Annotated in this window: 23 protein-coding genes; 10 read left to right on the top strand and 13 right to left on the bottom strand. The window is 42.5% G+C overall.

Annotation, left to right across the window (positions count from 1 at the left end):
* Window positions 1-4 precede the first annotated feature (4 nt).
* The 4 genes from nrfD to J3L18_RS29520 all read right to left on the bottom strand — a co-directional run bounded on the left by nrfD (window position 5) and on the right by J3L18_RS29520 (window position 7,119).
* Window positions 5-1,477 carry an NrfD/PsrC family molybdoenzyme membrane anchor subunit gene (nrfD, locus tag J3L18_RS29535; RefSeq protein ID WP_091165019.1) on the bottom strand — a complete coding sequence of 491 codons (1,473 nt, stop codon included), beginning with the start codon at window positions 1,475-1,477 and terminating at the stop codon, window positions 5-7.
* A gap of 26 nt (window positions 1,478-1,503) precedes the next feature.
* Window positions 1,504-4,566, bottom strand: a complete 3,063-nt coding sequence (locus J3L18_RS29530; protein ID WP_090530163.1) for a TAT-variant-translocated molybdopterin oxidoreductase — start codon at window positions 4,564-4,566, stop codon at window positions 1,504-1,506.
* Window positions 4,567-4,602: 36 nt separating this feature from the next.
* Window positions 4,603-5,886, bottom strand: coding sequence for a c-type cytochrome (locus tag J3L18_RS29525; protein WP_129571513.1), 1,284 nt, complete (start codon window positions 5,884-5,886; stop codon window positions 4,603-4,605).
* A 252-nt stretch (window positions 5,887-6,138) separates the two neighbouring features.
* Window positions 6,139-7,119, bottom strand: coding sequence for a deoxyhypusine synthase family protein (locus tag J3L18_RS29520; RefSeq protein WP_090530168.1), 981 nt, complete (start codon window positions 7,117-7,119; stop codon window positions 6,139-6,141).
* A gap of 208 nt (window positions 7,120-7,327) precedes the next feature.
* On the opposite strand from J3L18_RS29520, the gene J3L18_RS29515 reads away from it, so the two are divergent.
* A complete protein-coding gene (locus tag J3L18_RS29515) occupies window positions 7,328-8,455 on the top strand; it encodes a BamA/TamA family outer membrane protein (RefSeq protein ID WP_129571512.1) in 1,128 nt (375 codons plus the stop codon).
* 115 nt (window positions 8,456-8,570) lie between these two features.
* On the opposite strand, the gene J3L18_RS29510 is transcribed toward J3L18_RS29515, so the two are convergent.
* Complete coding sequence (locus tag J3L18_RS29510; protein ID WP_129571511.1) at window positions 8,571-9,170, bottom strand: hypothetical protein; 600 nt, start codon at window positions 9,168-9,170, stop codon at window positions 8,571-8,573.
* A gap of 44 nt (window positions 9,171-9,214) precedes the next feature.
* On the opposite strand from J3L18_RS29510, the gene J3L18_RS29505 reads away from it, so the two are divergent.
* From J3L18_RS29505 to J3L18_RS29490, 4 genes are all read left to right on the top strand, one after another.
* Window positions 9,215-10,087, top strand: a complete 873-nt coding sequence (locus tag J3L18_RS29505) for a transglutaminase family protein (RefSeq protein WP_129571510.1) — start codon at window positions 9,215-9,217, stop codon at window positions 10,085-10,087.
* Window positions 10,088-10,247: 160 nt separating this feature from the next.
* A complete protein-coding gene (locus J3L18_RS29500; protein WP_208102364.1) occupies window positions 10,248-11,777 on the top strand; it encodes a sensor histidine kinase in 1,530 nt (509 codons plus the stop codon).
* 3 nt (window positions 11,778-11,780) lie between these two features.
* Window positions 11,781-12,458: a LytR/AlgR family response regulator transcription factor gene (locus tag J3L18_RS29495; RefSeq protein ID WP_223266289.1), complete on the top strand. Its 678-nt coding sequence runs from the start codon at window positions 11,781-11,783 to the stop codon at window positions 12,456-12,458.
* Between the two features lie 47 nt (window positions 12,459-12,505).
* Window positions 12,506-12,883, top strand: coding sequence for a nuclear transport factor 2 family protein (locus J3L18_RS29490; protein ID WP_129571509.1), 378 nt, complete (start codon window positions 12,506-12,508; stop codon window positions 12,881-12,883).
* Window positions 12,884-13,506: 623 nt separating this feature from the next.
* Here the strand turns inward: J3L18_RS29490 and J3L18_RS29485 are convergent.
* The 4 genes from J3L18_RS29485 to J3L18_RS29470 all read right to left on the bottom strand — a co-directional run bounded on the left by J3L18_RS29485 (window position 13,507) and on the right by J3L18_RS29470 (window position 16,795).
* Window positions 13,507-13,935, bottom strand: a complete 429-nt coding sequence (locus tag J3L18_RS29485) for a hypothetical protein (protein ID WP_129571508.1) — start codon at window positions 13,933-13,935, stop codon at window positions 13,507-13,509.
* Between the two features lie 107 nt (window positions 13,936-14,042).
* Entirely contained in the window at window positions 14,043-14,957 is a 915-nt protein-coding gene (locus J3L18_RS29480; RefSeq protein ID WP_129571507.1) for an alpha/beta hydrolase, read from the bottom strand.
* A 207-nt stretch (window positions 14,958-15,164) separates the two neighbouring features.
* A protein-coding gene (prfB, locus tag J3L18_RS29475; RefSeq protein WP_129571506.1) for a peptide chain release factor 2 occupies window positions 15,165-16,257 on the bottom strand; the annotation gives its coding sequence in 2 pieces (ribosomal slippage) (window positions 15,165-16,196 and window positions 16,198-16,257; 1,092 coding nt in all).
* Between the two features lie 100 nt (window positions 16,258-16,357).
* Window positions 16,358-16,795 carry a hypothetical protein gene (locus J3L18_RS29470; RefSeq protein WP_091171982.1) on the bottom strand — a complete coding sequence of 146 codons (438 nt, stop codon included), beginning with the start codon at window positions 16,793-16,795 and terminating at the stop codon, window positions 16,358-16,360.
* A 253-nt stretch (window positions 16,796-17,048) separates the two neighbouring features.
* Here J3L18_RS29470 and pgi point away from each other — a divergent pair, with 253 nt between their 5' ends.
* Together pgi and tnpA are read left to right on the top strand one after the other, a co-directional pair.
* Window positions 17,049-18,695 (top strand): glucose-6-phosphate isomerase, encoded by a 1,647-nt coding sequence (pgi, locus tag J3L18_RS29465; RefSeq protein WP_091171980.1) that lies wholly within the window; start codon window positions 17,049-17,051, stop codon window positions 18,693-18,695.
* A 346-nt stretch (window positions 18,696-19,041) separates the two neighbouring features.
* Window positions 19,042-19,476 (top strand): IS200/IS605 family transposase, encoded by a 435-nt coding sequence (tnpA, locus tag J3L18_RS29460; protein WP_129571505.1) that lies wholly within the window; start codon window positions 19,042-19,044, stop codon window positions 19,474-19,476.
* Window positions 19,477-19,569: 93 nt separating this feature from the next.
* Here tnpA and J3L18_RS29455 read toward each other — a convergent pair whose 3' ends face one another.
* The 4 genes from J3L18_RS29455 to J3L18_RS29440 all read right to left on the bottom strand — a co-directional run bounded on the left by J3L18_RS29455 (window position 19,570) and on the right by J3L18_RS29440 (window position 24,218).
* A complete protein-coding gene (locus tag J3L18_RS29455) occupies window positions 19,570-20,643 on the bottom strand; it encodes a glutaminyl-peptide cyclotransferase (RefSeq protein WP_223266287.1) in 1,074 nt (357 codons plus the stop codon).
* A gap of 5 nt (window positions 20,644-20,648) precedes the next feature.
* Window positions 20,649-21,017: a YraN family protein gene (locus J3L18_RS29450; RefSeq protein WP_091171976.1), complete on the bottom strand. Its 369-nt coding sequence runs from the start codon at window positions 21,015-21,017 to the stop codon at window positions 20,649-20,651.
* Window positions 21,017-22,960, bottom strand: a complete 1,944-nt coding sequence (gene dnaG / locus J3L18_RS29445; RefSeq protein ID WP_129571504.1) for a DNA primase — start codon at window positions 22,958-22,960, stop codon at window positions 21,017-21,019. Before dnaG ends, J3L18_RS29450 begins: the two co-directional genes overlap by 1 nt.
* Window positions 22,961-23,348: 388 nt before the next feature.
* Complete coding sequence (locus J3L18_RS29440) at window positions 23,349-24,218, bottom strand: DMT family transporter (protein WP_091171974.1); 870 nt, start codon at window positions 24,216-24,218, stop codon at window positions 23,349-23,351.
* Window positions 24,219-24,330: 112 nt separating this feature from the next.
* Between J3L18_RS29440 and J3L18_RS29435 the strand changes: the two genes are divergently transcribed.
* The 3 genes from J3L18_RS29435 to asnS all read left to right on the top strand — a co-directional run bounded on the left by J3L18_RS29435 (window position 24,331) and on the right by asnS (window position 26,710).
* Window positions 24,331-24,822 (top strand): hypothetical protein, encoded by a 492-nt coding sequence (locus J3L18_RS29435; RefSeq protein WP_129571503.1) that lies wholly within the window; start codon window positions 24,331-24,333, stop codon window positions 24,820-24,822.
* A gap of 59 nt (window positions 24,823-24,881) precedes the next feature.
* Window positions 24,882-25,091, top strand: coding sequence for a hypothetical protein (locus J3L18_RS29430; protein WP_090530211.1), 210 nt, complete (start codon window positions 24,882-24,884; stop codon window positions 25,089-25,091).
* A 182-nt stretch (window positions 25,092-25,273) separates the two neighbouring features.
* Complete coding sequence (gene asnS / locus J3L18_RS29425) at window positions 25,274-26,710, top strand: asparagine--tRNA ligase (protein WP_129571502.1); 1,437 nt, start codon at window positions 25,274-25,276, stop codon at window positions 26,708-26,710.
* The last annotated feature ends 15 nt before the right edge of the window (window positions 26,711-26,725 follow it).

Here is a 26,725-nt window from a genome sequence, read left to right as displayed (position 1 = left end):
AGTATTATGCTTTTAAGTATTCAGACTGTTCAACACTATCAAATTTCTCCAGCGAAGCGATGTAAAATTCTGCTTCGGCCGGTACAACATGGCCTTCGTCCATAAGTTTCTTCTTAGCCTGCTCACTTGAGCTTTTCAACAGTAATTTCACCTCGGCCATAGCCACAGAAGGTAATACCCTGATGAACAACAGGAACATGGTAAAGAATACGCCGATTGAACCGATGAACACGCTCACGTCAACCCAGGTTGGATAGAACATAGCCCAGCTTGATGGTATAAAGTCGCGGTGCAGTGAGGTAACGATAATTACGAAACGCTCAAACCACATACCGATGTTAACCACGATTGATAATACCCATGACAATGGAATATTGGTACGGATCTTTTTGAACCAGAACAGCTGAGGGGTAATTACGTTACAGGTCATCATGCTCCAGTAAGCCCACCAGTACGGACCGGCGATACGGTTTGCGAAAGCATATTGCTCATACTCGTTTTGAGAGTAGAAAGCGATGAACAACTCTGTTAAGTAAGCCACACCTACTATCGAACCTGTTAACATGATGATTTTGTTCATCGATTCGATGTGGAACATGGTGATGTAGTTTTCGAGGCCTAAAACCTTACGTGCAATAAGCAATAGGGTTTGTACCATGGCGAAACCCGAGAAGATCGCACCTGCAACGAAGTATGGAGGGAAGATGGTAGTGTGCCATCCCGGTTCCAATGAAGTTGCAAAGTCCATTGATACGATGGTGTGTACCGAAAGTACCAGTGGGGTTGAAACACCTGCCAGGATCAATGATACTGTTTCAAAACGTTGCCAGGTTTTAACTGAACCTGTCCAGCCGAATGACAATACCGAGTAGATACGGCGGCGGATACCTTGTGCACGGTCACGGATGGTAGCGATATCAGGCAATAAACCTGTGTACCAGAATACCAATGAAACCGAGAAGTATGTTGAGATCGCAAATACGTCCCAGATAAGCGGTGAGTTCCAGTTTACCCATAACGAGCCGTATTGGTTTGGCAACGGTAATGAATAGACAGCCATCCACGGACGGCCCATGTGAGCGGCGATATAAGTAGCCGCACAAATTACCGCGAAGATTGTCATCGCTTCGGCCGAGCGGTTGATAGAGTTACGCCAGTTTTGACGGAACAGTAACAATACCGCCGAGATAAGCGTACCGGCGTGACCGATACCTACCCACCATACGAAACCGGTAATGTCCCAGGCCCATCCTACTGTTTTGTTCAGGCCCCATTCGCCCAAACCGAACCAGAAGGTCCAGCTGATTGCGAAAACCCAAAGCGAGGCGCCAAGCGAGGCTACACTAAAGCCGATCCACCAGGCTTTACCCGGCATATTTTCTACAGGGCGTAATACATCATTCGTAATTTTTGCATACGTGATGTCCTTACCCGTAATTAACGGTTCCCTTATTATTGATTCACTATGAGATGCCATATATCTTAATCTCTGTATATAAAAATTTATGCCTGAGCTTCAGTTTCTATTATATTTCTAACTTTTGTCTGGTAACCAATACCTGGTTGTACGTTAAGTTCTTCAAGCACGTAGTAAGTTCTTTCGCTTGCAAGTGCTTTTGAAACTTCAGAGTTAGGATCATTCCTGTTACCGAATACGATAGCGTTGGCAGAACATGTTTGCTGACAAGCCATTTTGATTTCGCCATCTTTAAGCGGGCGTTTTTCAATTTTAGCTTTCAGTTTACCAGCCTGGATACGTTGGATACACATTGAGCATTTTTCCATAACACCACGGAAACGTGTAACCACATCCGGGTTAAGTACTAATTGTGTATGCTCACCTTGCAGGTAGTTATCAAAACGTGCATCGTTCCAGTAGTTGAACCAGTTAAAGCGACGTACTTTGAATGGACAGTTGTTAGCGCAATAACGTGTACCTACGCAACGGTTGTAAGCCATGTGGTTTAAACCTTCTGACGAGTGAACGGTAGCTAATACCGGGCACACAGTTTCACAAGGTGCATGGTCACAGTGCTGACAAAGCATTGGCTGGTGAACAACCGATACATTGTCAAAGTTCTCAAGCTTATCAATTTCCTTTTCTTTGGTAACTGCTTCTTCGCTGTTGCCATGGTCATTGTAGCTATAGTAGCGGTCGATACGGATCCAGTGCATTTCACGACGACGTGAAACCTCATCTTTACCTACAACCGGGATGTTATTTTCTGCAGAACATGCAACCACACAGGCACCGCAACCGGTACAAGCGTTAAGGTCGATAGCCATTACCCAGTCATAAACAGGGCGATCATGGTTATCCCAAAGCGATTCGGCGTTGTAATCTTTACGACCGTGCTCATTACCGCTTCCCGCAGCAGGGTTCTTTTTGTATTCAACAAAAGTAGCTTCGCGGATCACGCTCCTGCCCTCGTACGAGTGGTGGGTTTGTGTTTGTGCAAGCGGCGATTTGTAACCGGCCGATTTGAATGACGCTACAGCAGCTGTTTGGAAAGTACCATTACTTAAGCTAAAGAACGGGAAAGCATTTTTACCAACGTTGTTACCAACCGGGCCAGCATTTGTACGGCCATAGCCTACAGCAACAGATAAAGTTCCCTGAGTTTGACCAGGCTGGGCTAATACCGGTAACTCAACTGAGTAACCGTTAGCTTCGATTTTGATCACATCACCTTCTTCCAGTTTCAATTTCTTCATATCAGAAATTGACATGGCAGCAAAGTTATCCCAGGTAACTTTTGAAACCGGATCAGGAAGTTCCTGCAACCATGGGTTGTTGGCACGTTTACCATCACCTATAGCCTGGCTTACATAAAGCTGTAATTCAAATTTGTCACCATCAGCGGCAACAGCTTTGCTTTGGGTTAATATTTTTTGGGTTACACCGGCAAGGTCAAGGCTAAAGCTGTAAGCGCCTGCGGTTGCCGGAGCAGCTATAATCATACCTGTTTGCAACAAGGTTTCCCATCCTTTTTGACCAGATAAGCCGCCTTTTGCTAACAAGCCCGAATCCCAGGTTTTGCGTACGTAAGTGTAATAATCTTTTATTGGGTTTTCCATCCAAACCAGTAAGCTGTGCTCGGCCTGGCGGGTGTTGTAAACCGGGTTAATTGTTGGCTGAACTACTGTGTAGTAACCTTCAACAGCGTTAGCATCGCCCCATGTCTCTAAATAATGGTGGTTTGGAGCGTTAACGGTAGCTAATAAAGCTGTCTCGTCGTCATGATCAGCAAATGATACTGTTAAACGAACGTTTTTCAACGCTGCTTTAAACTCATCATTTTTGTAGTAATCGTAAGCAGGGTTAGCATTCAAAAATAATACTGCACCAACATCACCACGTTTTACTTCGCTTACAAACTCAACAAATGCAGCATCGTTACCAGCGTATTGTTTTGATGGGTTATCCAAATCGATAGTAGTACCGTAGCTACCTAACAATGAGTTGATAGCGTTTACCAATACTTGTGTAGCAACATCGTTTGAACCTGAAACAACCAATGCTTTTCCTTTAGCTGCTACTAATTCTTTAGCGGCTAACTGGATAGCGGTATCAACCTTTTTGTTGCCGGTTGCTTTTGAACCAGGTAAAGTAGTACCAGAGATTGCATTGTAAAGGTTTATTAATGCAACGCCAATTTCAGATGGTTTGGTAGTGATACGGGCATCGGCGTTAGTACCGGTCATGCTCATACCAGTTTCAAACTGAATGTGACGAGACATTTTTTTGTTGGCCAGCGATTTGCTGTTACGGTTTGAAACGTACTGGCGGGTAAATTCTTCGCCAGAGATCCATGTACCTAAGAAATCAGCACCAAAGCTTACAATTACATCGGCTTTATCAAAGTTGTAGTGAGGCAATACTGCTTTACCAAAACTGTTTTGATTAGCCTGAATGATGCCGGTGTAGGAAACCGCATCATAATTGATATGTTTTGTAGTAGGGTATTTAGCGATGAACTCGGCAATAACTGCTAAGGTTGAAGGGCTGTATACAGTTGAAGTAACCAAACGGATACCTTTGCCTGATGCAGCAACAGCTGCAAGCTCTTTCATTACATAAGCATCAACCTCGGCCCAACCTGCTTCTACACCTTTTAACTTAGGGTCTTTTAAACGGTTAACATCATACAGGTCAAGTACCGAAGCCTGGGCCTGCGCGCTTAAACCACCTTTTGAAAACACATCGTTAGGGTTACCTTCTACTTTGATAGGACGACCTTCTCGGGTTTTAACCAAAATAGCCTGACCTTCATAGCTTGAAGAGTAATAGTTAGCAACACCCGGGGTAACCTCTTCAGGTTTGATCAGGTACGGAATTGATTTATGCACCGGCACTTTCTGACAAGCTGCCAATGTAACCGCACCAACACCAAAACCAAGCGCTTTTAAAAAGTCGCGGCGTGGAGTTTTAGCTGATAAACCAGATCCGCTAAGCACTTCCTCGATAGGAATTGGCTCTGCAAATTCGTTCTTATTTTTCTCAACAAATTCTGGTGTTCTGTTTAGTTCTTCTAAACCTTTCCAGTATTTTTTATTGCTGTCCATTTAAGCTGTATAAACTGTAATGCTAAATTCTTTTTATTAATAGTGACACTTACCGCACTCGATACCACCCAATACGGCGGCTGTAACTTTCTCACCTTTCTTGATCTTATCGTGTGCAGCCAGGATGCTGTCATAGTAAGCATTGCCTTTACCGTTAACTTCGGTACGTTTGTGGCATTGGATACACCATTTCATGGTAAGCGGAGAGTATTGGTAAACCTCTTTCATTTCCTGTACCGGGCCGTGGCACTGCTGACATTTAATACCGCCAACTTTTACGTGTTGTGAGTGGTTAAAGTAAGCCAGGTCGGGCAGGTTGTGGATACGTACCCACTGAATTGGTTTAGCCGCGGTGCTGTCATACTTCTGTGTTTTTGGATCGTAACCCAAAGCATCATAAATCTTGTGAATCTCTTCCGATTCGGTTTTAACAACCTTGTGGCAGTTCATACACACGTTTAATGAAGGGATAGAAGCATTTTTTGACTTGTATGCACCTGAGTGACAGTACTGGCAATCAATTTTCATGATACCGGCGTGTAACTCGTGCGAATATTTAATAGGTTGCACCGGCTGGTAACCCTGGTGAACGTTGGTGTTCCATAAAGTAACCCAACCCCAGCTGCACATTGCAACAGTACCGGCAACCAATATAAAGAATACCAGTTTTTTGTTTTTAAGGATCTTAGTGATAAATTCCTTTTTAGCATCAACCGCTACAGCACCTTCCGGAGTAAGAACCTCGTCCTCAATAATAAGATCTTTGTTTTTAAGCAAAATGCGCTCTAAAGAACCTACTACCCTGTTTAGTACCAGGATAACGATGAAAGCGATAACAATGATACCGATCAAACCGTAAACAACCATATCGCTCGGGCCGCTTTCAACTTTCGCACCCGGAGCAGCGGTAGCACCGCCTGCAGGTTTAGCCTGCATGTCTTTCCAGGTAGCACGAACGTAGGTTATAATATTACCTACATCAGCATCGCTAAGGTCAGCAAATACGGTCATGCCCGACTGGTTATACTCATTATAAATTTTGAGTGCCTTAGGGTTTTTAGCAGCAATCAGCGCCTGGTTATTCTGAATCCACTGGATAAGATATTTATCGTCGGTTTCTTGAGTAAGCTGCGGGCCTAATGCCGGACCAATTAAACGGGTGTCGATTTTGTGACAGGTAGTACATTTTGATTTGAAAATGGCCTCGCCTTTAGCAGCGTCAGTTTGCGCGTACGCAGTTGATAAACTCCAAAAAGCAAACCCGGCAATCAGTAAAACCGACCTTGAGAATTGTTTAAGAATCAATGAGAAACTTCTCATACAGTGTATTTATGCTAAATAATTTTTATATTAATGATTGAAACTGTTGTAAGATGTATGTTTCATCGGATAATTACAGGCACAAAAGTATAATTTTATACACTATCGGTGACACATAAATGACACCAACCTATAATTTATAATCGTTCTAAATAGACAAAAAGCTGCGTTTAAACGCTGCTAAATGCATATTAATGTCATTTGACATTTTTAGGGAATAATTATTATCCAACTTTAATTATAAAATTTTATCTATTGTTTTAATAACCAGGCAAAAATAAGTGGTGCAACAATCGTAGCATCGCTCTCTACAATAAACTTAGGTGTGTGGATGTCAAGCTTGCCCCAGGTTATTTTTTCGTTTGGAACTGCGCCCGAGTACGAACCATACGAAGTAGTTGAATCTGAGATCTGGCAGAAATAGCTCCAGAATGGTACGTCATGCATTTCCATATCCTGGTAAAGCATCGGCACAACACATATCGGGAAGTCGCCGGCTATACCACCACCTATCTGGAAAAAGCCGATGCCTTTGCCAGATGAATTTTTAGTATACCAGTCGGCCAGCCATGCCATGTATTCGATACCGCTTTTCATGGTTGAAGCTTTAAGCTCACCTTTAATTACGTATGAAGCAAAGATGTTGCCCATGGTTGAGTCTTCCCAGCCTGGTACTACGATAGGCAGGTTCTTTTCGGCAGCAGCCAGCATCCATGAGTTTTTAGGATCAATTTCATAGTATTGCTCCAGCTCGCCGCTCAACAATATTTTGTACATATATTCATGTGGGAAATAGCGCTCGCCACTGTCATCAGCATCTTTCCAAATTTTATGAATGTGTTTTTGCAAACGGCGGAAAGCTTCTTCTTCAGGAATACAGGTATCAGTAACACGGTTATAGTGATTTTCGAGCAGGTCCCACTCTTCCTGGGGGCTCAGGTCACGGTAGTTAGGCACCCTTTTGTAGTGTGAGTGTGCCACAAGGTTCATGATATCCTCTTCAAGGTTAGCACCTGTACATGATATAATAGCAATTTTATCCTGGCGGATCATTTCGGCCAGTGAAATACCCAGCTCGGCTGTACTCATGGCACCGGCCAAGGTTACCATCATTTTACCGCCTTCTTCAAGGTGTGTTTCATAGCCTTTAGCTGCATCCATTAATGCCGCGGCGTTAAAGTGCAGATAATTTCTTTCAATAAACTGCGAAATAGGTCCTCTTGTAGTGCTCATAATATTTCAATAAAATTTCAGCCGCAAAAGTAGACATTTTAGTTAAATTGAATTTTAAATGAACCTTTATCTTTTTATAACCATTTCATGCCTAAAATTAGCTTCCTGTCCCCTACCCCCCTCAGCATATTGTCATCCTAATTTTAAAAATGCCCGTTCGCAGAACCTTATAAAACAAAATGGGTTATATTAGCCCCGACAAACATCTATGAAGAAACTTGTTACCTTAATACTGGTCTGCGCTTTTTCAACCAGTGCCTTTTCACAAATCTCCCGCATTGTAAAGCGAATGTATTTTGATAAAGATACTTCCCGCAAAAGCAGCTTTGTTATTTTGCCTGTATTAAGCTCCGCTCCGGAAACCGGCCTTGAAGTTGGCGGTGCGGGTCTCCTTTCTTTTTATACCGATACTTCAAAACTCAATACAAGGGTATCCAATGTTTTTGGCTATGCCTCCATTACTACCAAAGGCCAGAGCCGCTTAAGCCTTACTACCAGCTACTGGACACCCGGAAACAACTATCACCTTACAGCCGGCATCAGTTACATCAATTTCCCTTTCAACTTTTATGGTATCGGCAACAATACATTAAAGACCAATTCCGACAGGATTGGTCAAAAGCGGTTCAAGGTTAATTTTACCGCCGAAAAAAAAATATCCAATAACCTGTATGCCGGCATAACAGGCGGTGCCTGGGATTACAAATTCAGAGACGATGATAAGACAGGTATATTTTATACCGATCCTCGCGTTGAAGACCATGGCGGTGGTCCAAGCGCCTATATAGGACCAACCATCACATTCGATAACAGGAACAATAATACATACACCACCAAAGGGCTCATCGTAAACGCCTATTTCCAGGCTATACACGGCATGTTTGGCAATAATGACTATAAAGGCGGATTCTTTAATATCGAATACTCGCAGTTTTTTTTGCTGGCACCTAAATGGGTACTCGGCCTCGATGTGCAGGAACAAAGCCTTACCGGCAGTACTTCGCCATTTTATTTACTACCCGGCCTGGGAAGCGACGAACTGATGCGCGGTTATTACAATGGCCGTTTCCGTGACCGTAACATGATTGCCGGCCAGGCCGAACTACGCTACCGCTTAAGCGACCGCATTGGGTTTGCCGGCTTTGTTGGCGGGGGCGAAGTTTTTAAAAGCAGCTTCAGCACATCCGAACTAAAACCAAACTATGGCGGCGGCATCCGTTACTTTTTCGATGTGGAAAAAGGGCTTGCCGTACGTGTTGATTATGGTGTAGGCCAGAAGATTCCTAACGAAAAAAGATTAACCGGTTTTTATATTGCATTGGGACAGTCGTTTTGATCTTTAAGTTCATAGTTGATGGTTCATAGCAAATTATCGTAAATGGATTGAGTGGTTTAATACAACCACACTTCGGCCATGAACTATGATCTATTAACCATGAACGAACCAACGGTTAATACCTCACCCTAAAATCTTCTTTACTCATTCCTGGCTTAAAAAATACCAGGCCGATATAAAAGAGATCAATAGTTACCCTAACCTGCTGGTTTAGTTTAAGCTGCTCCCATGATTGCCTGGTGGATGCATTGCGATAGATGTTTGTAAATATTATAACGCTGTCATCATGGATAGACGGAATAATCTTTTCAAGATAACTAACAGGTCTTTGTTTTAAGGCATCTGCCAGTATCATGTCAACCTGGCGAATGCCTAATGTTGTTGATGAAACACTTTGAACCTCGGGGTTAGATTGTTTAATAACAAATTCGGTGATGTAATCCTCCGCATCAGCTAACAATATCGTTTGGGGCTTAAGGTAAACACAAAACCTATAAAGCAGATGGTAAAATTTTAACGGCAGTGTATTTATCACACCCTTGTCAGAATGTTGTTTTTGGGCGATTTTTTTAATATCGCGGTACACTTTTTGGCCTCGATAATCGTAGATAACCGTATCAATCAGCTTGTAAACAAATGGAGAGTGTATGCCGTGCCTGTTGTTGGCCAAAAAACGGTGCCGCAGGTAATTAAGCCCATACCTTATATTATACATTGCTGTAAAAATAGAAAAGGTTTAGTATTTTAGCATTACAGCGTATGATAAATCCAACTGAAGTAAATTCATTGATCCGCCTGCTGGATGATCCGGACAGCGAGATCTTTGAGCATGTGTATAACAAATTGTTTTCATATGGAGCAGAGGCTATTACTTATCTCGAGTCGGCCTTTGAACAGGCTTTTGACCCTATTCAACAAGAACGCATTGCCAACCTGGTACATGAAATTCAGTTCAGTAATCTTAAAAACGATTTAAAACTTTGGAACCAAAGCGGCGCATTCGACTTGTTGCAGGGCATCCTCATCATTAACCGATACCAATATCCTGACCTTGATGAGCAAAAGGTAATTAACCAGATAGAAGCTATTAAACGAGATATCTGGATCCAGATGATGAACGAGGCCAGTCCAAAAGAGCAGATCAAGCTCATTAACCATGTGTTTTACAATATCTACGGCTTTAGCGGTAATACAGCCAATCACCTCGATCCGCAAAACAGCTATCTGAGCCAGGTATTGGAAACTAAAAAAGGCAACCAGATCTCATTGGCAATTATCTACTCTATCATTGCACAAAAGCTGGATATCCCTGTTTACGGCGTAAATCTTCCCCAGCATTTTATCCTCGCCTATCTTGACGAGAGTATGCAAAGCGAGTTTGAAAGCGGGATCCTGTTTTATATCAACGCCTTTAATAAAGGCTTCCTGTTCGGCAGGCGCGATGTGGATATGTTCCTGAAACAGCTTAAACTTAAATTTGATAAGCAGTTTTACGAACCCTGCTCCAACACTGATATTATTAAGCGTGTGCTTCGCAACCTCATCAGTGCCTACGAAAATCTGGGTTCGGCAGAAAAGGTGAGGGAGTTGAATGAGCTGCTAAATATCATGGAAGCCCCCCCCGCCCCCTAAAGGGGGTGCTTTTGATTTGCAGGATTTCATCTTTTCACCTGCTATTTGTTCCCCCTTTAGGGGGTTAGGGGGCCCTTCATCACACCGATACTGTGTTTCATCCCATTTATTTATTCAGTAGTATTGTGCATTATACCTTGCGGGCATAATTCAAAATACGATGAACGATCTCCTGAAAAAAAACCTTAACCTTGGCAAAATTGAATTTTGGGCCGCAAGCACCATTTACGCTTTTGCTGTTATGCTGCTATTGGCTAAAGTAGCCAACAGTGCCGACAACGAAATATGGACCCCATACAGGTATATGTTTAATAACTATCACCTGCATTACTCCTACTCTAAATATTATTTCTTCCCACAGGTGTTTAGGTATACCGGCTATTATGGAGCTTTTTTACTCTGGAACTTTGTGATTATACCCGCACTTGCCGGGAAAAAGCAGGTAGTATGGAATATCATTTTAGGATTAGCATTGCTTATCATCCTCTGGGGATTGTTTGGCATTACCGATACCTGGTTAAAAGGATACCTGTTTTACCACAGATCAGCCGATTATGTATACAACATCGTTTTCAAAACAAATGTATTGTATGCGCTATGGGTAATGATGATGCTTACTTTTTACAGCATGATCAAATATTCGGCAAGGTTCCTGTTGGGAAATGTCGACAAGATCCAGGCAAAATACCGGGTGCTTACTCATGATTGCATCATTGCTATCGTTGTTTTGATGATCATTGTGTTTTTAATGGCACTTGTTGACGGCCCAATAGAGCTGATCACTACTTGCGTTATTATAGGCCCAACAGCCATTGGTATTTATGCCTTATCATTTTATAGCTTAATACCTCAAACACTTGCCAAAAACCGCGGCATTTTTAATTACCTGCTTAAAGTTGCCGGTATTATGATCATTATCGGAATTCCGATAGGTTTTATAACCGCACTTATTTTTGACCAAAAGGATCCCGTATTCATTATTTTTGGTTTTAATTGCGGGATACAAATCCTGATTACAGCCCCTTTTGCCTGGATAGTTTACAAACGCAAACTGGCGGGTAACCAGGAGATCACCTACCTAAAAACTGCCCTGGGCCGCTCTACTGCCGATCTGGATTTTCTTCGCTCACAAATTAACCCGCATTTCCTGTTTAACGCATTAAATACACTTTACGGAACAGCTTTACAGGAAGATGCCGAACGTACCGCCGAAGGTGTGCAACGACTGGGCGATATGATGCGTTTTATGCTACAAGAAAACATGCAGGAAAAAATACTGCTGGTACGCGAGATCGATTATCTTAATAACTATATCGCCCTGCAAAAATTGCGCACTCAAACCTCGCCGGACATCAGCATCGTGCTGCAAATTGAAGAGCATATGAACGCCCTGCAGATAGCTCCAATGTTGCTGATCCCTTTTATTGAGAACGCATTTAAACACGGCATCAGCCTGCGCGAACCGTCACACATCAACATCAGCCTGCAAACCAGGGAAAATACACTTTACTTTGATGTGCATAACAGCATCCACCCCAAAGTAGTTAACGACACCGAAAAATACAACAATGGCATCGGCCTCGAGAACGTTAAACAGCGACTGGCACTTTTATACCCTAACAAACACGAATTGGTGATCCGCGAAAGTGCGAAAGATTTTTTCATACATTTAACCATACAATTGCAATAAGCTTTGATTACTGCCATAGCCATTGATGACGAACCCATAGCACTTGATGTGATCCGCTCGCATGCTGCAAAAGTGCCTTTTGTTGACCTCAAAGCCGAGTTTACCGATGCCTTTAAAGCAATGGACTATCTGCAGCGCGAACCTGTGGATCTGCTGTTCCTGGATATTAAGATGCCCGATATTTCGGGCATCGATCTGTTAACATGTCTCAATAAAAAACCGCTGGTAATATTTACCACCGCCTACACCGAACACGCTGTTACCAGCTTTGAATTGGACGCGGTAGACTATTTATTGAAACCCTTTGCGCTTACCCGGTTCATAAAAGCCTGCAACAAAGCTTATGAACTTTACAGTTTTAGGAACACTGCCGAGGTTAAGGACTACATATTCCTGAAAACCGGCTATGAGCAGGTGCGCGTTAACTTCGATGACATTTATCATTTAGAAGCCACAGGTAATTATGTAAATTTTATATTAAAGGATAGCAAAGTGCTTACCCGCATGACCATCACTGAAGTTGAGGCGCTACTGCCGGCTGAGAAGTTTGTCAGGATCCATCGGTCGTTTATTGCCGCTGTAAATAAAATTGATAAGATAGAACGCCATCAGGTAACAGTAAATGGATTTTTGCTACCGGTAGGCGGTGCTTATGTGCCGAATTTGGGAATGATTAAATAATCCCTTACAGATCGTTTAAACGCTGGCATAATCATTATCTTTAGCGTATGCAGCAACGCGAACTTATCATCAGCAATTATGTAAAGGCCTATAACAACTTTGATGTTGAAGACATGCTTAAAAACCTCGCACCATCCGTTAAATTTCAAAACATATCAAACGGTGATGTGGATATGGAGCTTGATGGTATAGCAGCATTCAGGAGCCAGGCCGAACAGGCAACTGAGCTTTTTGAACGCCGCGAGCAAATTATTCGGTCTTTTAAACACACCGGCAACAAAACCGAAATAGCTATTGACTATAACGCAATTTTAGCCGCCGACCTGCCAAATGGATTAAAGAAAGGTGATGAGTTAAATCTGAAAGGGCATTCAATTTTCACTTTTGACGGAGATAGAATTGTTGGGATAATGGATATTAGTTGATAAAACTAATGCTAAGTTTGACAGTCCGGCGGACATGAAGATGTGACTACAAAAGAAGCCTGTCAGTTTGAGCTTGTCGAAGACTTGAGCGCAGAGGCCCTACCCACTATGCTTCGACGGGCTACCCATGACAAGATAAAAAATGTGGTTTTTCGCAGCAGATCAGCTTCGGGTGAAAACGAGCAGAACGATGCTGGGCGGTGCGGCTGCAGGGGCATGGCAAGTTTTTGCAGAAGCGGAGGCATTGCGTGCGAATCGGGGCAAAATAATTGCAGCCCGTGGTTCTGTTCGTTTTGCAGGGTGAAGGCAACGCCGATGGCTATGGGGCCAGTTTTTGCGCAAAGAAGCCTCTCTGCTGCAAGCCTTTTTGGTTACTTTTGTGTCAAGACAAACGGCGGAGCCTTCTTGAGCACCTTAAAAAATGAACAATAGCGAAAAACGTAATTGGCCCCGCGCGGCCAGGAGCGCGACGATGTAAGTCAAATACTAATGAAGCCCGTTACCAGCCTGTCGGGGGTTGCTTCATTCCTTACAGCAATGACGTGACGCAGATGTCATTTTACCTTCAGAGGCCACCGGATTTAAATCACTCAGGATGACACCCATTTTTAAACATCAACGTTTTACTCTACCATCAGCTTCTTCAACGTAATTCCAATAGTAGCTGTTTTCCTTTTAGCCGCTGCGCCATAGCTGAAAGCAATCTTGTACATCTTTTTTGATTTGATCCAATTAACAAACTTGGGATCACAAACTGGGTTCAGTTTATAAACATACTGTTGAGGCTGAGGCTTAACTTCTGACACCGCTATATAAATAGAACCGGGCGTTTTGCAATCGGCCGGAGCATCTGCATCACTCTGCTGATCGGCTACAAGATATACCGCTATACTCAGCGTTTTATGATCTGTATACACATAACGCTTTTGCAGATTGTTTAAAACGTAAGTAAGGTCCTGGTTGGATACGCTTTTGTATTTGATGGATTGGGCGATAACATTAAAGCAGGCACCGGCAACAAGCAACGCTGCTAACAGTATTCTTTTCAACATAAAATCATCATTAAGGTCGAACTTCAAGCTTTCAAAAAAAGACTGTTTACCTCAACAATAAAATTAGCTTACTGTTTTTAAAGCAGAAAAATTTCGTTCCAGCGGGATTACTTCCCGCTCAAAAAGCCGTTCTCCTCCAGCCACGCGGCAGCCCATTCAAACCACTTACCTTTATTTTTAGAATTGTTCATCCCGAAGCCATGACCGCCTTCCTGGAAAAGATGCATTTCGGCCTTCACTTTATTTTTTAACAGGGCATCATAAAATAACAGACTGTTTTGCACAGGCACTACGTTATCATCCTCGGCGTGCACTAAAAATGTTGGCGGGGTGTTGGCAGTCACTTGTTTCTCGTTCGAATACAGATCTAACTGCGCTGCCGATGGGCTCTTACCTATCAGGTTTTCCCTTGAACCAACATGGGCATATTCACCAAAAGAAATTACAGGATAGATCAGCATCATAAAATCAGGGCGTACGCTGATGTTTTCTTTATCTTCAATAACCGGTTTATCAAAATGCGTACCTTCTGTTGAAACCAGGTGCCCGCCTGCCGAAAAACCGATAATTCCTATTTTAGATGGGTTGATATTCCATTCTGCGGCATTTTTACGTACGGTGTATATGGCCATTTGCGCATCCTGCAGCGGCCCAATAGATTTATCAGCCATAATATCATCACTTGGTAAACGGTATTTTAACACAAAAGCGGTCACCCCAATTTGAGCGAAGGCTTGTGCTACGGCTTTACCTTCATGATCTGAAGCCAGTCCTGAATAGCCACCGCCAGGGCAAACAACAATGGCAGCGCCGTTAGCTTTACCTTTTTCGGGCAGGTAAGGCGTTAGCGTTGGCTCAGTTACCATGGTGATCCAGCTCCTGTTGTCTGTTTTTTCAACATAAGTTGCCGGGGCTTTTTTTGAATTGGGAACACCTTTAGGATAAAGCAGCATCGGTTTTTCCTGTGCGAAGGATACAAATGTTATAACTGTCAAGACTAAGGCAGATAAGAAGGTTTTCATATTTTTAAAAGGCAAATTGGATGTGTCCAAAATACAATTAATCTTCCAAAAACAAAACGGAGTATCAGAAATGATACTCCGTTTTTTATACTATACCGTCATCCTGAACTTGTTTCAGGCCCCCACTTACCTGGCCTACGCCATACGGACGGTATACCGGCATGTGGGGTACCGAAATAAATTCGGCACGACCTTACTTTCTTATTTTTAACTCTTTGGCCCGCCAAATTCCATCAGGTAGGCTTTCAGGAAATCATTCAGATCTCCATCGAGCACTGCCGCAGCGTTGGAAGTTTCGTGATCGGTACGGAGGTCTTTTACCAGTTTATATGGATGTAAAACATAGTTACGGATCTGTGAGCCCCACTCTATCTTCTTTTTATTGCCCTCAATAGCATTGGTTAGTTCCATACGTTTGCGCATCTCAATTTCGTATAACTGTGATTTAAGCAAGCGGATGGCGTTATCTTTATTTTGCAATTGCGAACGCGATTCCTGGTTTTTGATGATGATGCCCGATGGCTTGTGATATAAACGCACGGCAGTTTCTACCTTATTCACGTTCTGACCACCGGCACCACCCGAGCGGAAAGTTTCAAATTCGATATCGGCCGGATTTACTTCAATCTCAATGGTATCATCAACCAGGGGATAAACATATACAGAGGCAAAAGAGGTGTGACGTTTGGCATTAGCATCAAAAGGCGATACGCGCACCAGGCGGTGTACCCCATTTTCACCTTTCAGATAGCCATAGGCAAACTCGCCTTCCAACTGCAGGGTAACGGTTTTTACGCCGGCCACGTCGCCTTCCTGGTAATCCTGCTCGGTTACTTTATAACCGTTCTTTTCGCCCCACATAATGTACATACGCATGAGCATGCCGGCCCAGTCGCAGCTTTCGGTACCACCGGCACCCGCCGTGATCTGAAGCACCGCATTTAGTTGATCTTCTTCGGCCGAGAGCATATTTTTAAACTCAAGCTCTTCAACGGCTTTTAAAGCCGCATTATATTGTTCCTGCATTTCGGCCTCGGTAGCATCACCGCCCTGGTAAAATTCAAAAAGCACGCCGGCGTCATCAACAACCGATACCACCTTCTGAAAAGCATCCGTCCACACTTTTTTAACTTTGATGGACGCCAATACTTTTTCGGCCTCTTTAGGATGATCCCAAAAATGCGGGCCGATGGTTATTTCCTGTTCTTCATGTAATAGTTCCAGCTTCTTATCAATGTCAAAGATGCCTCCTCAGGGAAGTTACTCTATCCCTTAAATCCTGAACTTGTTCTTTAGTCATGCGGCAAATATATATAATTTGAAAAATTGCTATAAATAAAAAGGCCTGCAAATTGTTTAACAATCGGCAGGCCTGTTCATTAGGCAGATGTAATAGTATGTTAGGCAACCATCAGGTTGTTCACAAGCGGGTTCAGATCGGTACGGTTACCGTTCAGTTTAGTTAACATAGTACCCAAAGCAAACTCTTTGGCTTCACCGCTTTTTGTTTCCTTAATCAGTTCATTCATTACAGTTGGGATCAGAGCCTTTGCAACTGTTAACGCATGTGCCGGGTCAATACTGTAAAAAGTGTTAAGCTTATTTGCAAAGCGGTTGGTTATGCTCGATACTAATGAATTGTTGTAACTACCCGAGAACTGAAAGTATTTAATAAGTTCCTTCACCTTGCCGCTTTCAAGCTGGCCTTTTAAAACTTCAATGATTGAACTTGAAGCTTCATTGATCACTGCTTCATGATATTTAGCAGGAATCACCGGGTTGTTGATAACAGCCGTCCCGGCGTTATCTTTTACAAGCAAAAACAGTTTTTCGAACATAGTAATACGTGTTTTTAAAGTAAATTTACAAATTGATGATAAATACCTCATTTGATTACCATCGACACAAATATATTAAATAAAAATTTTAAACTTCAAAATATATTTGTAATTCTTTTGTAATTCTCATAATTTTCAAGTGTAAAATCAACACTATGCCGGCCGTGTTTAAACAACACTAAGACAGGCTAATAATTTATTTAATGACTATCTAACAATTAACTTTTTACTTTTGTTGAAAAACAACACAATTATGCTGCCAACTACTGATTTTACAACAACCCAGGCTTACAAATATCTTACAGATCATTACATTGATATTGTATCAAAAAACCTGAAAGAAATGTTTGATGCTGACGACCAGCGTTTTAATAAGTTCTCGATCCAGTTTGAGGATATCCTGCTTGATTATTCAAAGAACCGTATCGATGATGAAACCATTGCTTTATTGATACAGCTGGCCAAAGAATGTTCATTAAAAGAGGCGATAGACGCCATGTATTCCGGCGAAAAAATTAACGTTACGGAAGGCCGTCCGGTATTACACATCGCATTACGTAACCGCAGCAACACTCCTATTTATGTTGATGGTAAAGATGTTATGCCAGATGTAAATAAAGTGCTTGACCAAATGAAAGCCTTCAGTGAAGCCATCATTTCGGGCGAGTGGAAAGGTTATACCGGCAAAGCTATTACCGATGTGGTTAATATTGGTATCGGCGGCTCAGACCTTGGCCCGGTAATGGTTACTGAAGCTTTAAAAGCATACAAAAATCATTTGAACCTCCACTTTGTAAGTAACGTGGATGGTACTCATATAGTTGAAACCCTGAAAGCAGTTGATCCTGAAACTACGCTGTTCCTGGTGGCTTCAAAAACTTTCACTACCCAGGAAACTATGGGCAACGCCCACAGCGCCCGCGACTGGTTCCTGGCCAGCGGTGCTACTGAGGCCGATGTAGCTAAACACTTCGCCGCTCTTTCAACCAATGCAGCAGCTGTTGAAAAATTTGGCATCGATACTAAAAACATGTTTGAATTTTGGGACTGGGTTGGTGGCCGTTACTCTTTATGGAGCGCTATCGGTTTGTCAATTGCCCTAAGCATTGGTTTTGAAAACTTTGCCGATTTGCTTGCCGGTGCCCACGCGACTGACAATCATTTCAAAACTGCCGAATTTGACCAAAACATCCCGGTTATTATGGGACTGATCGGTATCTGGTATAACAACTTCTTTGAGGCCGAAACCAATGTTATCTTACCTTACGACCAATACCTGCACCGTTTCTCTGCTTATTTCCAACAAGGCGATATGGAAAGTAATGGCAAACATGTTGACCGTAATGGTAAAGATGTTGACTACTCTACCGGTCCGATCATTTGGGGCGAACCTGGTACAAACGGTCAGCACGCTTTTTATCAATTGATTCACCAGGGCACTAAACTGATCCCTGCCGATTTTATCGCCCCGGCACAATCTCACAATCCACTGGGCGAACATCACAACATGCTGCTGTCAAACTATTTTGCTCAAACCGAAGCTTTAATGAACGGTAAAACCGAAGAGGTAGTTATTGAAGAACTAAAAGCTGCCGGAAAATCTGACGAGGAAATAGCTAAAATAGCTCCGTTCAAGGTATTTGAAGGCAACCGTCCAACAAACTCGTTCCTGATTAAAAAGATCACACCATACACTTTAGGCGCGCTGATTGCCATGTATGAGCATAAAATTTTTACCCAGGGCATCATTTGGAACATATACAGCTTTGATCAGTGGGGTGTTGAGCTTGGTAAACAACTTGCCGGCAAAATCCTTCCTGAACTAAAAGATAACGCTGAGATCAGCAGCCATGATTCATCAACTAATGGACTAATCAATCAATATAAAGCGTGGAGGTAATCTCCCCAGCCTCCTAAAGGGGGGAAGTTTTATATTTTAACAACACCCCACCGGATTTTCCGGGGGGGTGTTGTTAAAAAAACTGAGTGCTTAGTAGAACCTTTTCTGGCGATTTCGGCTAAAGCCGCCTCATGTTGCTTTTTTTGTTCCGTTGGTTAAAACCAACGGCAATGAATTTTCTTTTTATAGAGAATTAACGCAGTCGAGCAATTTCCTATTCATTGGTTGAAAGAAGCCTTTTCGAAATCTTGTTTTCATTACCGTTGGTTTTAACCAACGGATAAAGTTGCCAGGTGCTAAGTGGCTTTAGCCAAAATAACCATACATTTAGGACAAACCACAAACCATGTCATTTGTAAAAATCTGGATCCATTTGGTATTTGCAACTAAAGACAGACAACCCTTGCTTACTCAAAACATAAGATACCAGATACATAAACACATCATAGAGAACTGCAAAGAGAAAGGGTTATTCTTACAAGCGATTAATGGCTATACCGATCATATCCATTGCCTTATTTCTTTAGGAAAAGATCAAAATATTGCCAAAATAAGCCAGCTAATTAAAGGAGAATCATCTCTTTGGATAAATAAGAACAAACTAATAAAACAACAATTCGGTTGGCAGGACGACTACTTTGCAGTATCGGTAAGTGAATCACAGGTATCAACTGTCATTAGCTATATTAACAATCAGGAAAATCATCATCAAAAGAAATCATTCAGTGATGAGGTTGAAGAATTTATGAACCGATATGGCTGGCAACTGCTCAATAACTAAAACGCGAAACGCCCGGTTAATCCGGGCGTTTCATGTTTATAAAAATAGTCTTTCAAGCTATGGTTCCCCCTTCAGGAGGTCAGGGGACGAGACTTACGGCACCGGCACAAACTTAACCTGGTACAAATGCGGCCATTTTTTACCGGTAACAAACAGGCGTTGACCTTTGGCATCCCAGGCGATTCCGTTTAGCACGTTATTATTCCAATCCCTGTCCTGCGGACGGCTTGCCACCGGGTAAATCTCTTTCATATCTATTATCTGCTCCACCGCACCAGTTTTAGGATTGATCACCAATATGTTATCGGTTTGATAAACGTTGGCATAGATCTTACCGTTGATGTATTCCAGTTCGTTTATCGAATCTATCTGTTGTTTATCGTCACACACATCAATGTGGCCTATCTGGTGATAATCATTCTTGTCAAGGAACCAGATCCGGTTGGTGCTATCATCCATGTATAATTTTGTTCCGTCATAGCACATCCCCCAACCTTCGGGGCCAACGTTGTTGGCGAAGTTGTTAAGCAACTTCAATGTATTTTTATCGTACACAAACCCTACCTTTTCCTTCCAGGTAAGCTGCACTACTTTATCACCAATAACCGATAAACCTTCGCCAAAGTATTTCTCATCAAGCTTGGTTTCCTGTAAAACCTTACCTGTATTCAAATCAACCTTGCGGATGGATGAGTGTTTATAGTCTCCGGTACTTTCGTATAAAACACCATCAACATACTGCAGGCCTTCGGTATATGCAGCAGTATCATGAGGGAAAACTTTTTCAACTTTATAAGTGTACCTGGCAGGGGCTTTTGCTGCTAATAACAGGACATTGGTTGATACCTCATTGCTTTTACTGCCCTCGTAAACTTTAGCCGTGATTATCCTGATGCCCAGGCCAATGGTATCCGTTTTAAGACTGATACCTGCAGTATCCTTACTGGATGCGAACTTTACCGAATCGAGCAGGTACACTACCGAATCAACTTTACTACCTGTGGGATAGCCTACTTTGATGTCGATCTTATCGCCGGCTTTGTAGTTTGCACCGGCGTCGGGGGTGATGGTATAATCTGTAGCCGAGCTATCAGGTTTATGGTTACAGCTGCAGCCGAAGGCCATTAGGGCAAGGGCGGCAAAAAATAGCTTTAGTTTATTATTCATAAGTGTTATGTGGCCGAAGGCCAAAACGCATCTTCTATATGGTTTAGTATATAATTTCCACTGCGGTCAAACAAAATAGCGATGATATCAAACCGCACTTCGCCCTGATGGTTCATGAGGTAAATGTATTCATCAGCTGCTTCGGCCAGGAGTTTTTGTTTACGGTTGTCAACAAAATCTTCCGGTTCACCAAAACCATTGCCCGTGCGGGTTTTTACTTCGGTAAATATAATAACCTTGTCTTTATAAGCAATTATATCTATCTCAGCTTTTCCGTAAGTCCAGTTTTCATCAAGAATTTCGTAACCTGCTTTTTCGAGGTGGGTTTTGGCTAATGCTTCGCCGGTGCGGCCAAGTTCAAGGTGTTGGGCCATTATTTTATGATTACGGAGCCCAAAAAGTCAGATATTGATTTTTCTACCTTTTTCATACGCATGTACTGGTTAAGCAGTATTTCCTGATCGGCCTCCGTATCGGCTTTTTGAAGCTGGGTTCGCAGGTCTTCCAGCATTTTACCAACTTTATGCTTTTTAAGGTGAAATATCGCACCAAGAATAGTTGCTTTCATATTAACCTGCTCATCGTTCACCGTGATCCTATGCATTTCGTACCAGTTTTCACTGAGCGAATATTTACTGGCTAACATGTTAATAGTTAAATCAACTATAGCTTTGTCCTTATGGTGAATAAAATAAGCCTCATCCGGCAGTACGCCGTTTTCTACTTCGCGACGGTAAATTTCGGTAATCTGCTTACAAACCGGATGATCAAAACTAACATCACTCAACTCGGCTATAATGAAAGGGCCTATATAGGTATTGGCTATACCGTCCCAGTCAATCATACGGCTTCCATAATGCAGCAATAAACGCACAATTTCCTTTTCCTGAAAAGCATCGTCTTTAGCAACTTGTGGCTCAAGTTCAACAGGCTCATCAAAAAAGTGAGGTTCATCGGGCATTTCCGCAAACCTGTTGTTTTGCTGCTGACGCTGCTGCTCCTCCTTTTTGGCTTTGGCAGTGCGCATTTTATTGAGCTCGGATAAAAGGGCGCGCTCGTCTATCTGCAATAAGCCGCTACACTCCTTTATAAATACCGACGCCTTGATGCTATCCGGGATCTTGGCGATACTTTCAACCACCTCACGGATCACATCAGCCTTTTTTATCGGGTCGTTTCCAACTTCTTTAAGCAGGATCTGGGTTTTATACAGGATAAAGTCCTTCTTATTTTCCTCGATGTGCTTTTTAAAAGCACTTGACCCTTTCGATTGTACAAATGAATCAGGATCATGTCCATCCGGAAACAGCACTACTTTTACATTAAGCCCTTCCTCCAGGATCATATCCAAACCACGCAGCGAAGCCTTGATCCCAGCGGCATCACCGTCATATAATATGGTAATATTTTTAGTAAAACGGGCAATGAGTTTGATCTGCTCGGTTGTGAGTGATGTGCCTGATGAAGCCACCACGTTTTCAACCCCTGCCTGGTGTACCGAAAGTACGTCGGCATAGCCCTCTACCAGGTAACAGTTATCCTGCTCACGAATGGCCTTTTTAGCAAAGTAAAGCCCGTAAAGTACATTTGATTTATGGTAAATCTCCGACTCGGGCGAGTTAACATACTTGGCTACGTTTTTATCTTTTTTTAGTGTACGGCCGCCAAAACCAATTACCCTGCCGGTAAAACTATGGATCGGGAACATTACCCGACCGCGGTACCTGTCGAACAAGGCCCCGTTATCCCGCTTTACCGACAGACCGCTCTCGACCAGAAACTGCTCTTTATAGCCGTTCCTGATAGCGGCACCTGTAAAAGCTTCCCATTGATCGGGCGAGTAACCCAATTCAAACTTTTTGATGGTTTCGGCATTAAAGCCGCGTTCTTTAAAATAACTGAGACCGATGCTTTGCCCTTCCTCCGTTTCGAGCATGGCCTCGTGAAAAAACTTAGCAGCAAATGCCGATACGATCATGAGGCTTTCCCGGCGAAGATCCTCCTCGCGGTTTTCGGGAGCTTCAACAGTTTCTTCAACCTCAATGCCGTACTTTTTAGCAAGCCATTTCAAGGCCTCAGGATAACTGAACTTTTCCAGCTCCATTAAAAACGTAACAGCCGAACCGCCTTTTCCTGTTGAGAAATCTTTAAAAATACCTTTTGCCGGGGATACCGTGAACGAAGGGGTACGCTCATTCGCAAAAGGCGAAAGGCCTACGTAGTTAGCCCCGCGTTTTTTTAACTGCACAAATTCCCCTATCACCTCCACAATGTCGGTGGCTTCCATAATACGGTCGATAGTGGATTTTTGAATCATGAGTTAAAGCAAATGTAGGGAAGATAGATCGTTGCCCGTAATTCGAAAACGTTAAAATACGGTTTTGTTTGATAACGAGCTGTTTAAAATTCAATCTCCTTAAGAGACAAGTTACCGTTTAACGCTTTGAGTTAAGATCCTGAGATATATACCAATTTAATTACTGCAATGACAGGGGTTAACAGGGTTAACATAAATTCCATAATTTAAACACAGCAAACTTATAATCAACTACTTAATAAAGAAAGGGGATTACATTAAATACCACTAAAGTATTAAAAAAGTAATAAAATTATACAATCGTGCTTCGACCGTTGCGACCGAAGCGAACTGAAGATATTAACATCATGATATGATACAGCTTCATTTGTACTGCGCTTAAACCCGTTTAAACCAAGGTATTCGCTTTTCGATTTCGTGGTTTTAAAAAGGTCACTGCTATCCCGGCCAATACAATTATACTGCCAACAATCTCATTAAAACCTAAACGTTCATGCAGTAAAAAAGCAGCCAGCAGCCCGGCAAAAACCGTTTGGCTTAATAAGGCAATGGAAACCCTGGTTGGTTCCAGATAACGTAACGAGTAATTGATGGTTAGCCAGCCTGCTAACTGGCAAATAAGCCCCATACCTATAAAGCAAAGCCAAACTTTTAAAGAAAGATGAACAATATCGTTATGCATAGATCCATTGACTACCAGCAAAAAAATACTGGCGCTCAGCATACTGTAAAACATAAAACTAAACACATCAATACCGGCCATAATATTTTTGGTGATCATGATATAAGTAGCATAAAAAAAACTGGCGAGTATAGCCAGCAGTATGCCGGCATTAAGTTCCATGTGCAAAATATGTTCATAACCTACCAAAACAACCATACCGGCGATGGCAATGAGCGTACCTATCCAAAATAGCCGACCTGATCCTTTTCTTAAAAACAGGAAGCTCATCAGGCCTACCCAAACCGGGGCCAGGTTGGCAATAAGGGTTGATACAGTGGCACTGATCTTTAACAGCGAAATATTCCATACCGCAATATCAAGGGCGAAAACCATGCCCGCAGCTATGGAAATAAGCAATTGCTTTTTATTTATTTTAAGTTTTTGCCTAAATACACAAAATGGGGCAAGACAAATCCAGGCTATAAACACCCGGTAAAATGCCGAACCAATTGGTGATACCCCGGCAAGCTTTACAAATATCGGCGAAAAAGAAATGCATAGAATGCCAATAACGAGGCTCAATTTGGGATTCATGGGCGATAAAACAAAATGAGCGGCAAACTTACTGAAACCACGTATAATATGCTTTACTTTTAAATATCTTTATATTTCCTGTACAATTTATTAACCTGTCATCAGTAAAGCAATGAAATATCCCTGTTTGATATTAGCCATAGCCGTGGCCCTGCTTTTTTCGGCCTGCAAAAAAAAGGACTGCTGTAATTTTCCGGTCATACCCGATTTTATGCTTACGCAAAAAAACAACATCAAATGGGAGGCTAATCCTTCCGGTTCGAATATAATGGGTGATACCATTACCATATCAGCAAAAAGCACCATTGGAGGTGAAGAAGAGCAGGTAGGTTTTAAAATTGTGTTTGATGGTGTTGGGTATTATACCCTCAAAGCAAACGAAAACTATTACCACATTACAAAAAACGGCTCCCCGTTAGCCGGATACAAACCTGACCCTACCCATCTTAGTTCGGTAACTATAATTGCGTACAACCAGGCCGATAAAATACTGCAGGGATTGTTCGAATTACGTTTTCTGAAAGTAATTGATAGCCAAACCGAAAGTCATCCGGACAAGGTTACTTTTAGCGAGGGTAAGTTTAAAGCTAAGCTCAAATATTAACTTTTATATTAATTGTAACTAAGCTTAATTATCATTCGTATTAGTTGTAAATTTGTTTTATGAAAAAAGCTCTATTATTAACCGCCTCAGTATCACTTCTGTTATTTGCTGGCTGCCAAAAAAATGGCGTAGCCCCAAAACAAGACAGTGTTAGTGCAAAAAAAAGCATTACCAACCAGTCATTGAATAAAAGCAAAGACACTATTATGGTAGGCGGCGCGACGACAAACACGTTACTCCGTGACACCATCATGGTTACAAACAAGTAAGCGTCAAAAAGAAATAGCCGGGATACTTCATGTTCCCGGCTACATTTTTAGTCGCTGGTTTCCTTTCCCCCTTTCTCCTGATATATCTTTCCGTGTTAACATGCTAATGTTTTTTAGCTCATGTTTCAAAGTGCGCTTTCATAATTAATTGTATTTTTGCGACTCTAAAAATTATACATGATATGAGTCAGCGAACTAAGATCAAAGCATTGCTGCAAAGCCAGCAAACCGAAATTGATGTAACAGTTAAAGGATGGGTGCGTGCATTCCGTTCAAATCGTTTTATTGCTTTGAATGATGGCTCAACTAATAATAACATCCAGGTAGTTGTTGATTTTGAAAATACCGACCCGGCATTACTTAAACGCATTACCGTTGGTGCAGCACTTAGTGTTCAGGGTAAATTGATAGCATCTTTAGGTAAAGGCCAAACAGTTGAGGTTGTTGCAACTGAGATTGAGATTTTAGGCGATAGCGATCCTGAAAAATATCCTATCCAGCCTAAAAAGCATAGCCTTGAGTTTTTGAGGGAAAACGCCCACCTGCGTTTCCGTACCAGTACGTTTGGCGCTATTTTCAGGGTGCGTAACAGCCTGGCATTCGCGGTGCACCAGTTTTTCCAGGAACGTGGTTTTGTTTACCTGCATACCCCTGTAATTACGGCTTCAGATGCTGAAGGCGCGGGCGAAACTTTTCACGTTACCAACTTCGACCTGGATAACATTCCGAAAACTGATACCGGCGAGATTGATTTCAAACAGGATTTTTTTGGTCGTGCCACTAACTTAACCGTATCCGGTCAGTTGGAAGGTGAGCTTGGCGCTATGGCCCTGAGTGATATTTATACCTTCGGCCCAACTTTCCGTGCCGAAAATTCAAACACCACACGCCACCTGGCCGAGTTTTGGATGATTGAGCCGGAAGTAGCCTTTAACGATCTGGTTGACAACATGGACATTGCCGAGGACATGCTGAAATATGTGATCAAATACGCGTTGGATAAAAATGCCGATGACATTGAATTTTTAACCCAGCGCTTAACTGAAGAGGAAAAAACCAAACCGCAAAACGAACGCTCAGAAATGACGCTGCTTGAAAAACTGCAGTTTTGCTTAAATAACGATTTCGAGCGCCTAACCTATACCGAGGCCATTGACATCCTGAAAGAATCTACCCCAAACAAAAAGAAAAAGTTTGTTTATCCTGTTGAAGGCTGGGGTACCGACCTGCAAAGTGAGCACGAGCGCTACCTGGTTGAAAAACATTTTAAAAAGCCGGTGATCCTGACCGATTATCCAAAGGAGATCAAAGCGTTTTACATGCGCCAGAACGACGATGGCAAAACCGTGCGCGCCATGGACATCCTGTTCCCGGGCATTGGCGAAATTGTAGGTGGTTCACAGCGTGAAGAACGTTTAGACAAGCTTGAGCAGCGCATGAACGAAATGGGCATCCCTACCGAAGAACTTTGGTGGTATTTGGATACCCGCCGTTTCGGCTCTTGTCCGCATGCCGGCTTTGGTTTAGGCTTTGAGCGGTTGGTGCTGTTTGTTACCGGCATGGGCAACATCCGCGATGTAATCCCCTTCCCAAGGTTCCCCAAGAATGCGGAATTTTAACCGTTGATTGTTTTT

This window comes from Mucilaginibacter gossypii (assembly GCF_017569325.2).
In the GTDB taxonomy this organism is placed as follows: Bacteria; Bacteroidota; Bacteroidia; order Sphingobacteriales; family Sphingobacteriaceae; genus Mucilaginibacter; species Mucilaginibacter gossypii.
The sequence above is the reverse complement of the archived record's forward strand: the minus strand, read 5'-3'. Positions and strand labels throughout refer to the sequence as shown.

Bases quoted from the DNA above. Each gene is read 5' to 3' on its own strand.
- J3L18_RS29530 (WP_090530163.1), bottom strand. From the start codon at position 4,566: ATGGACAGCAATAAAAAATACTGGAAAGGTTTAGAAGAACTAAACAGA.
- J3L18_RS29505 (WP_129571510.1), top strand. From the start codon at position 9,215: ATGATAAATCCAACTGAAGTAAATTCATTGATCCGCCTGCTGGATGAT.
- J3L18_RS29440 (WP_091171974.1), bottom strand. From the start codon at position 24,218: ATGAATCCCAAATTGAGCCTCGTTATTGGCATTCTATGCATTTCTTTT.
- J3L18_RS29490 (WP_129571509.1), top strand. From the start codon at position 12,506: ATGCAGCAACGCGAACTTATCATCAGCAATTATGTAAAGGCCTATAAC.
- J3L18_RS29500 (WP_208102364.1), top strand. From the start codon at position 10,248: ATGAACGATCTCCTGAAAAAAAACCTTAACCTTGGCAAAATTGAATTT.
- J3L18_RS29470 (WP_091171982.1), bottom strand. From the start codon at position 16,795: ATGTTCGAAAAACTGTTTTTGCTTGTAAAAGATAACGCCGGGACGGCT.
- pgi (WP_091171980.1), top strand. From the start codon at position 17,049: ATGCTGCCAACTACTGATTTTACAACAACCCAGGCTTACAAATATCTT.
- J3L18_RS29455 (WP_223266287.1), bottom strand. From the start codon at position 20,643: ATGAATAATAAACTAAAGCTATTTTTTGCCGCCCTTGCCCTAATGGCC.
- dnaG (WP_129571504.1), bottom strand. From the start codon at position 22,960: ATGATTCAAAAATCCACTATCGACCGTATTATGGAAGCCACCGACATT.
- J3L18_RS29510 (WP_129571511.1), bottom strand. From the start codon at position 9,170: ATGTATAATATAAGGTATGGGCTTAATTACCTGCGGCACCGTTTTTTG.
- nrfD (WP_091165019.1), bottom strand. From the start codon at position 1,477: ATGGCATCTCATAGTGAATCAATAATAAGGGAACCGTTAATTACGGGT.
- J3L18_RS29485 (WP_129571508.1), bottom strand. From the start codon at position 13,935: ATGTTGAAAAGAATACTGTTAGCAGCGTTGCTTGTTGCCGGTGCCTGC.
- tnpA (WP_129571505.1), top strand. From the start codon at position 19,042: ATGTCATTTGTAAAAATCTGGATCCATTTGGTATTTGCAACTAAAGAC.
- J3L18_RS29435 (WP_129571503.1), top strand. From the start codon at position 24,331: ATGAAATATCCCTGTTTGATATTAGCCATAGCCGTGGCCCTGCTTTTT.
- J3L18_RS29525 (WP_129571513.1), bottom strand. From the start codon at position 5,886: ATGAGAAGTTTCTCATTGATTCTTAAACAATTCTCAAGGTCGGTTTTA.
- asnS (WP_129571502.1), top strand. From the start codon at position 25,274: ATGAGTCAGCGAACTAAGATCAAAGCATTGCTGCAAAGCCAGCAAACC.
- J3L18_RS29450 (WP_091171976.1), bottom strand. From the start codon at position 21,017: ATGGCCCAACACCTTGAACTTGGCCGCACCGGCGAAGCATTAGCCAAA.
- J3L18_RS29480 (WP_129571507.1), bottom strand. From the start codon at position 14,957: ATGAAAACCTTCTTATCTGCCTTAGTCTTGACAGTTATAACATTTGTA.
- J3L18_RS29520 (WP_090530168.1), bottom strand. From the start codon at position 7,119: ATGAGCACTACAAGAGGACCTATTTCGCAGTTTATTGAAAGAAATTAT.
- J3L18_RS29430 (WP_090530211.1), top strand. From the start codon at position 24,882: ATGAAAAAAGCTCTATTATTAACCGCCTCAGTATCACTTCTGTTATTT.
- J3L18_RS29515 (WP_129571512.1), top strand. From the start codon at position 7,328: ATGAAGAAACTTGTTACCTTAATACTGGTCTGCGCTTTTTCAACCAGT.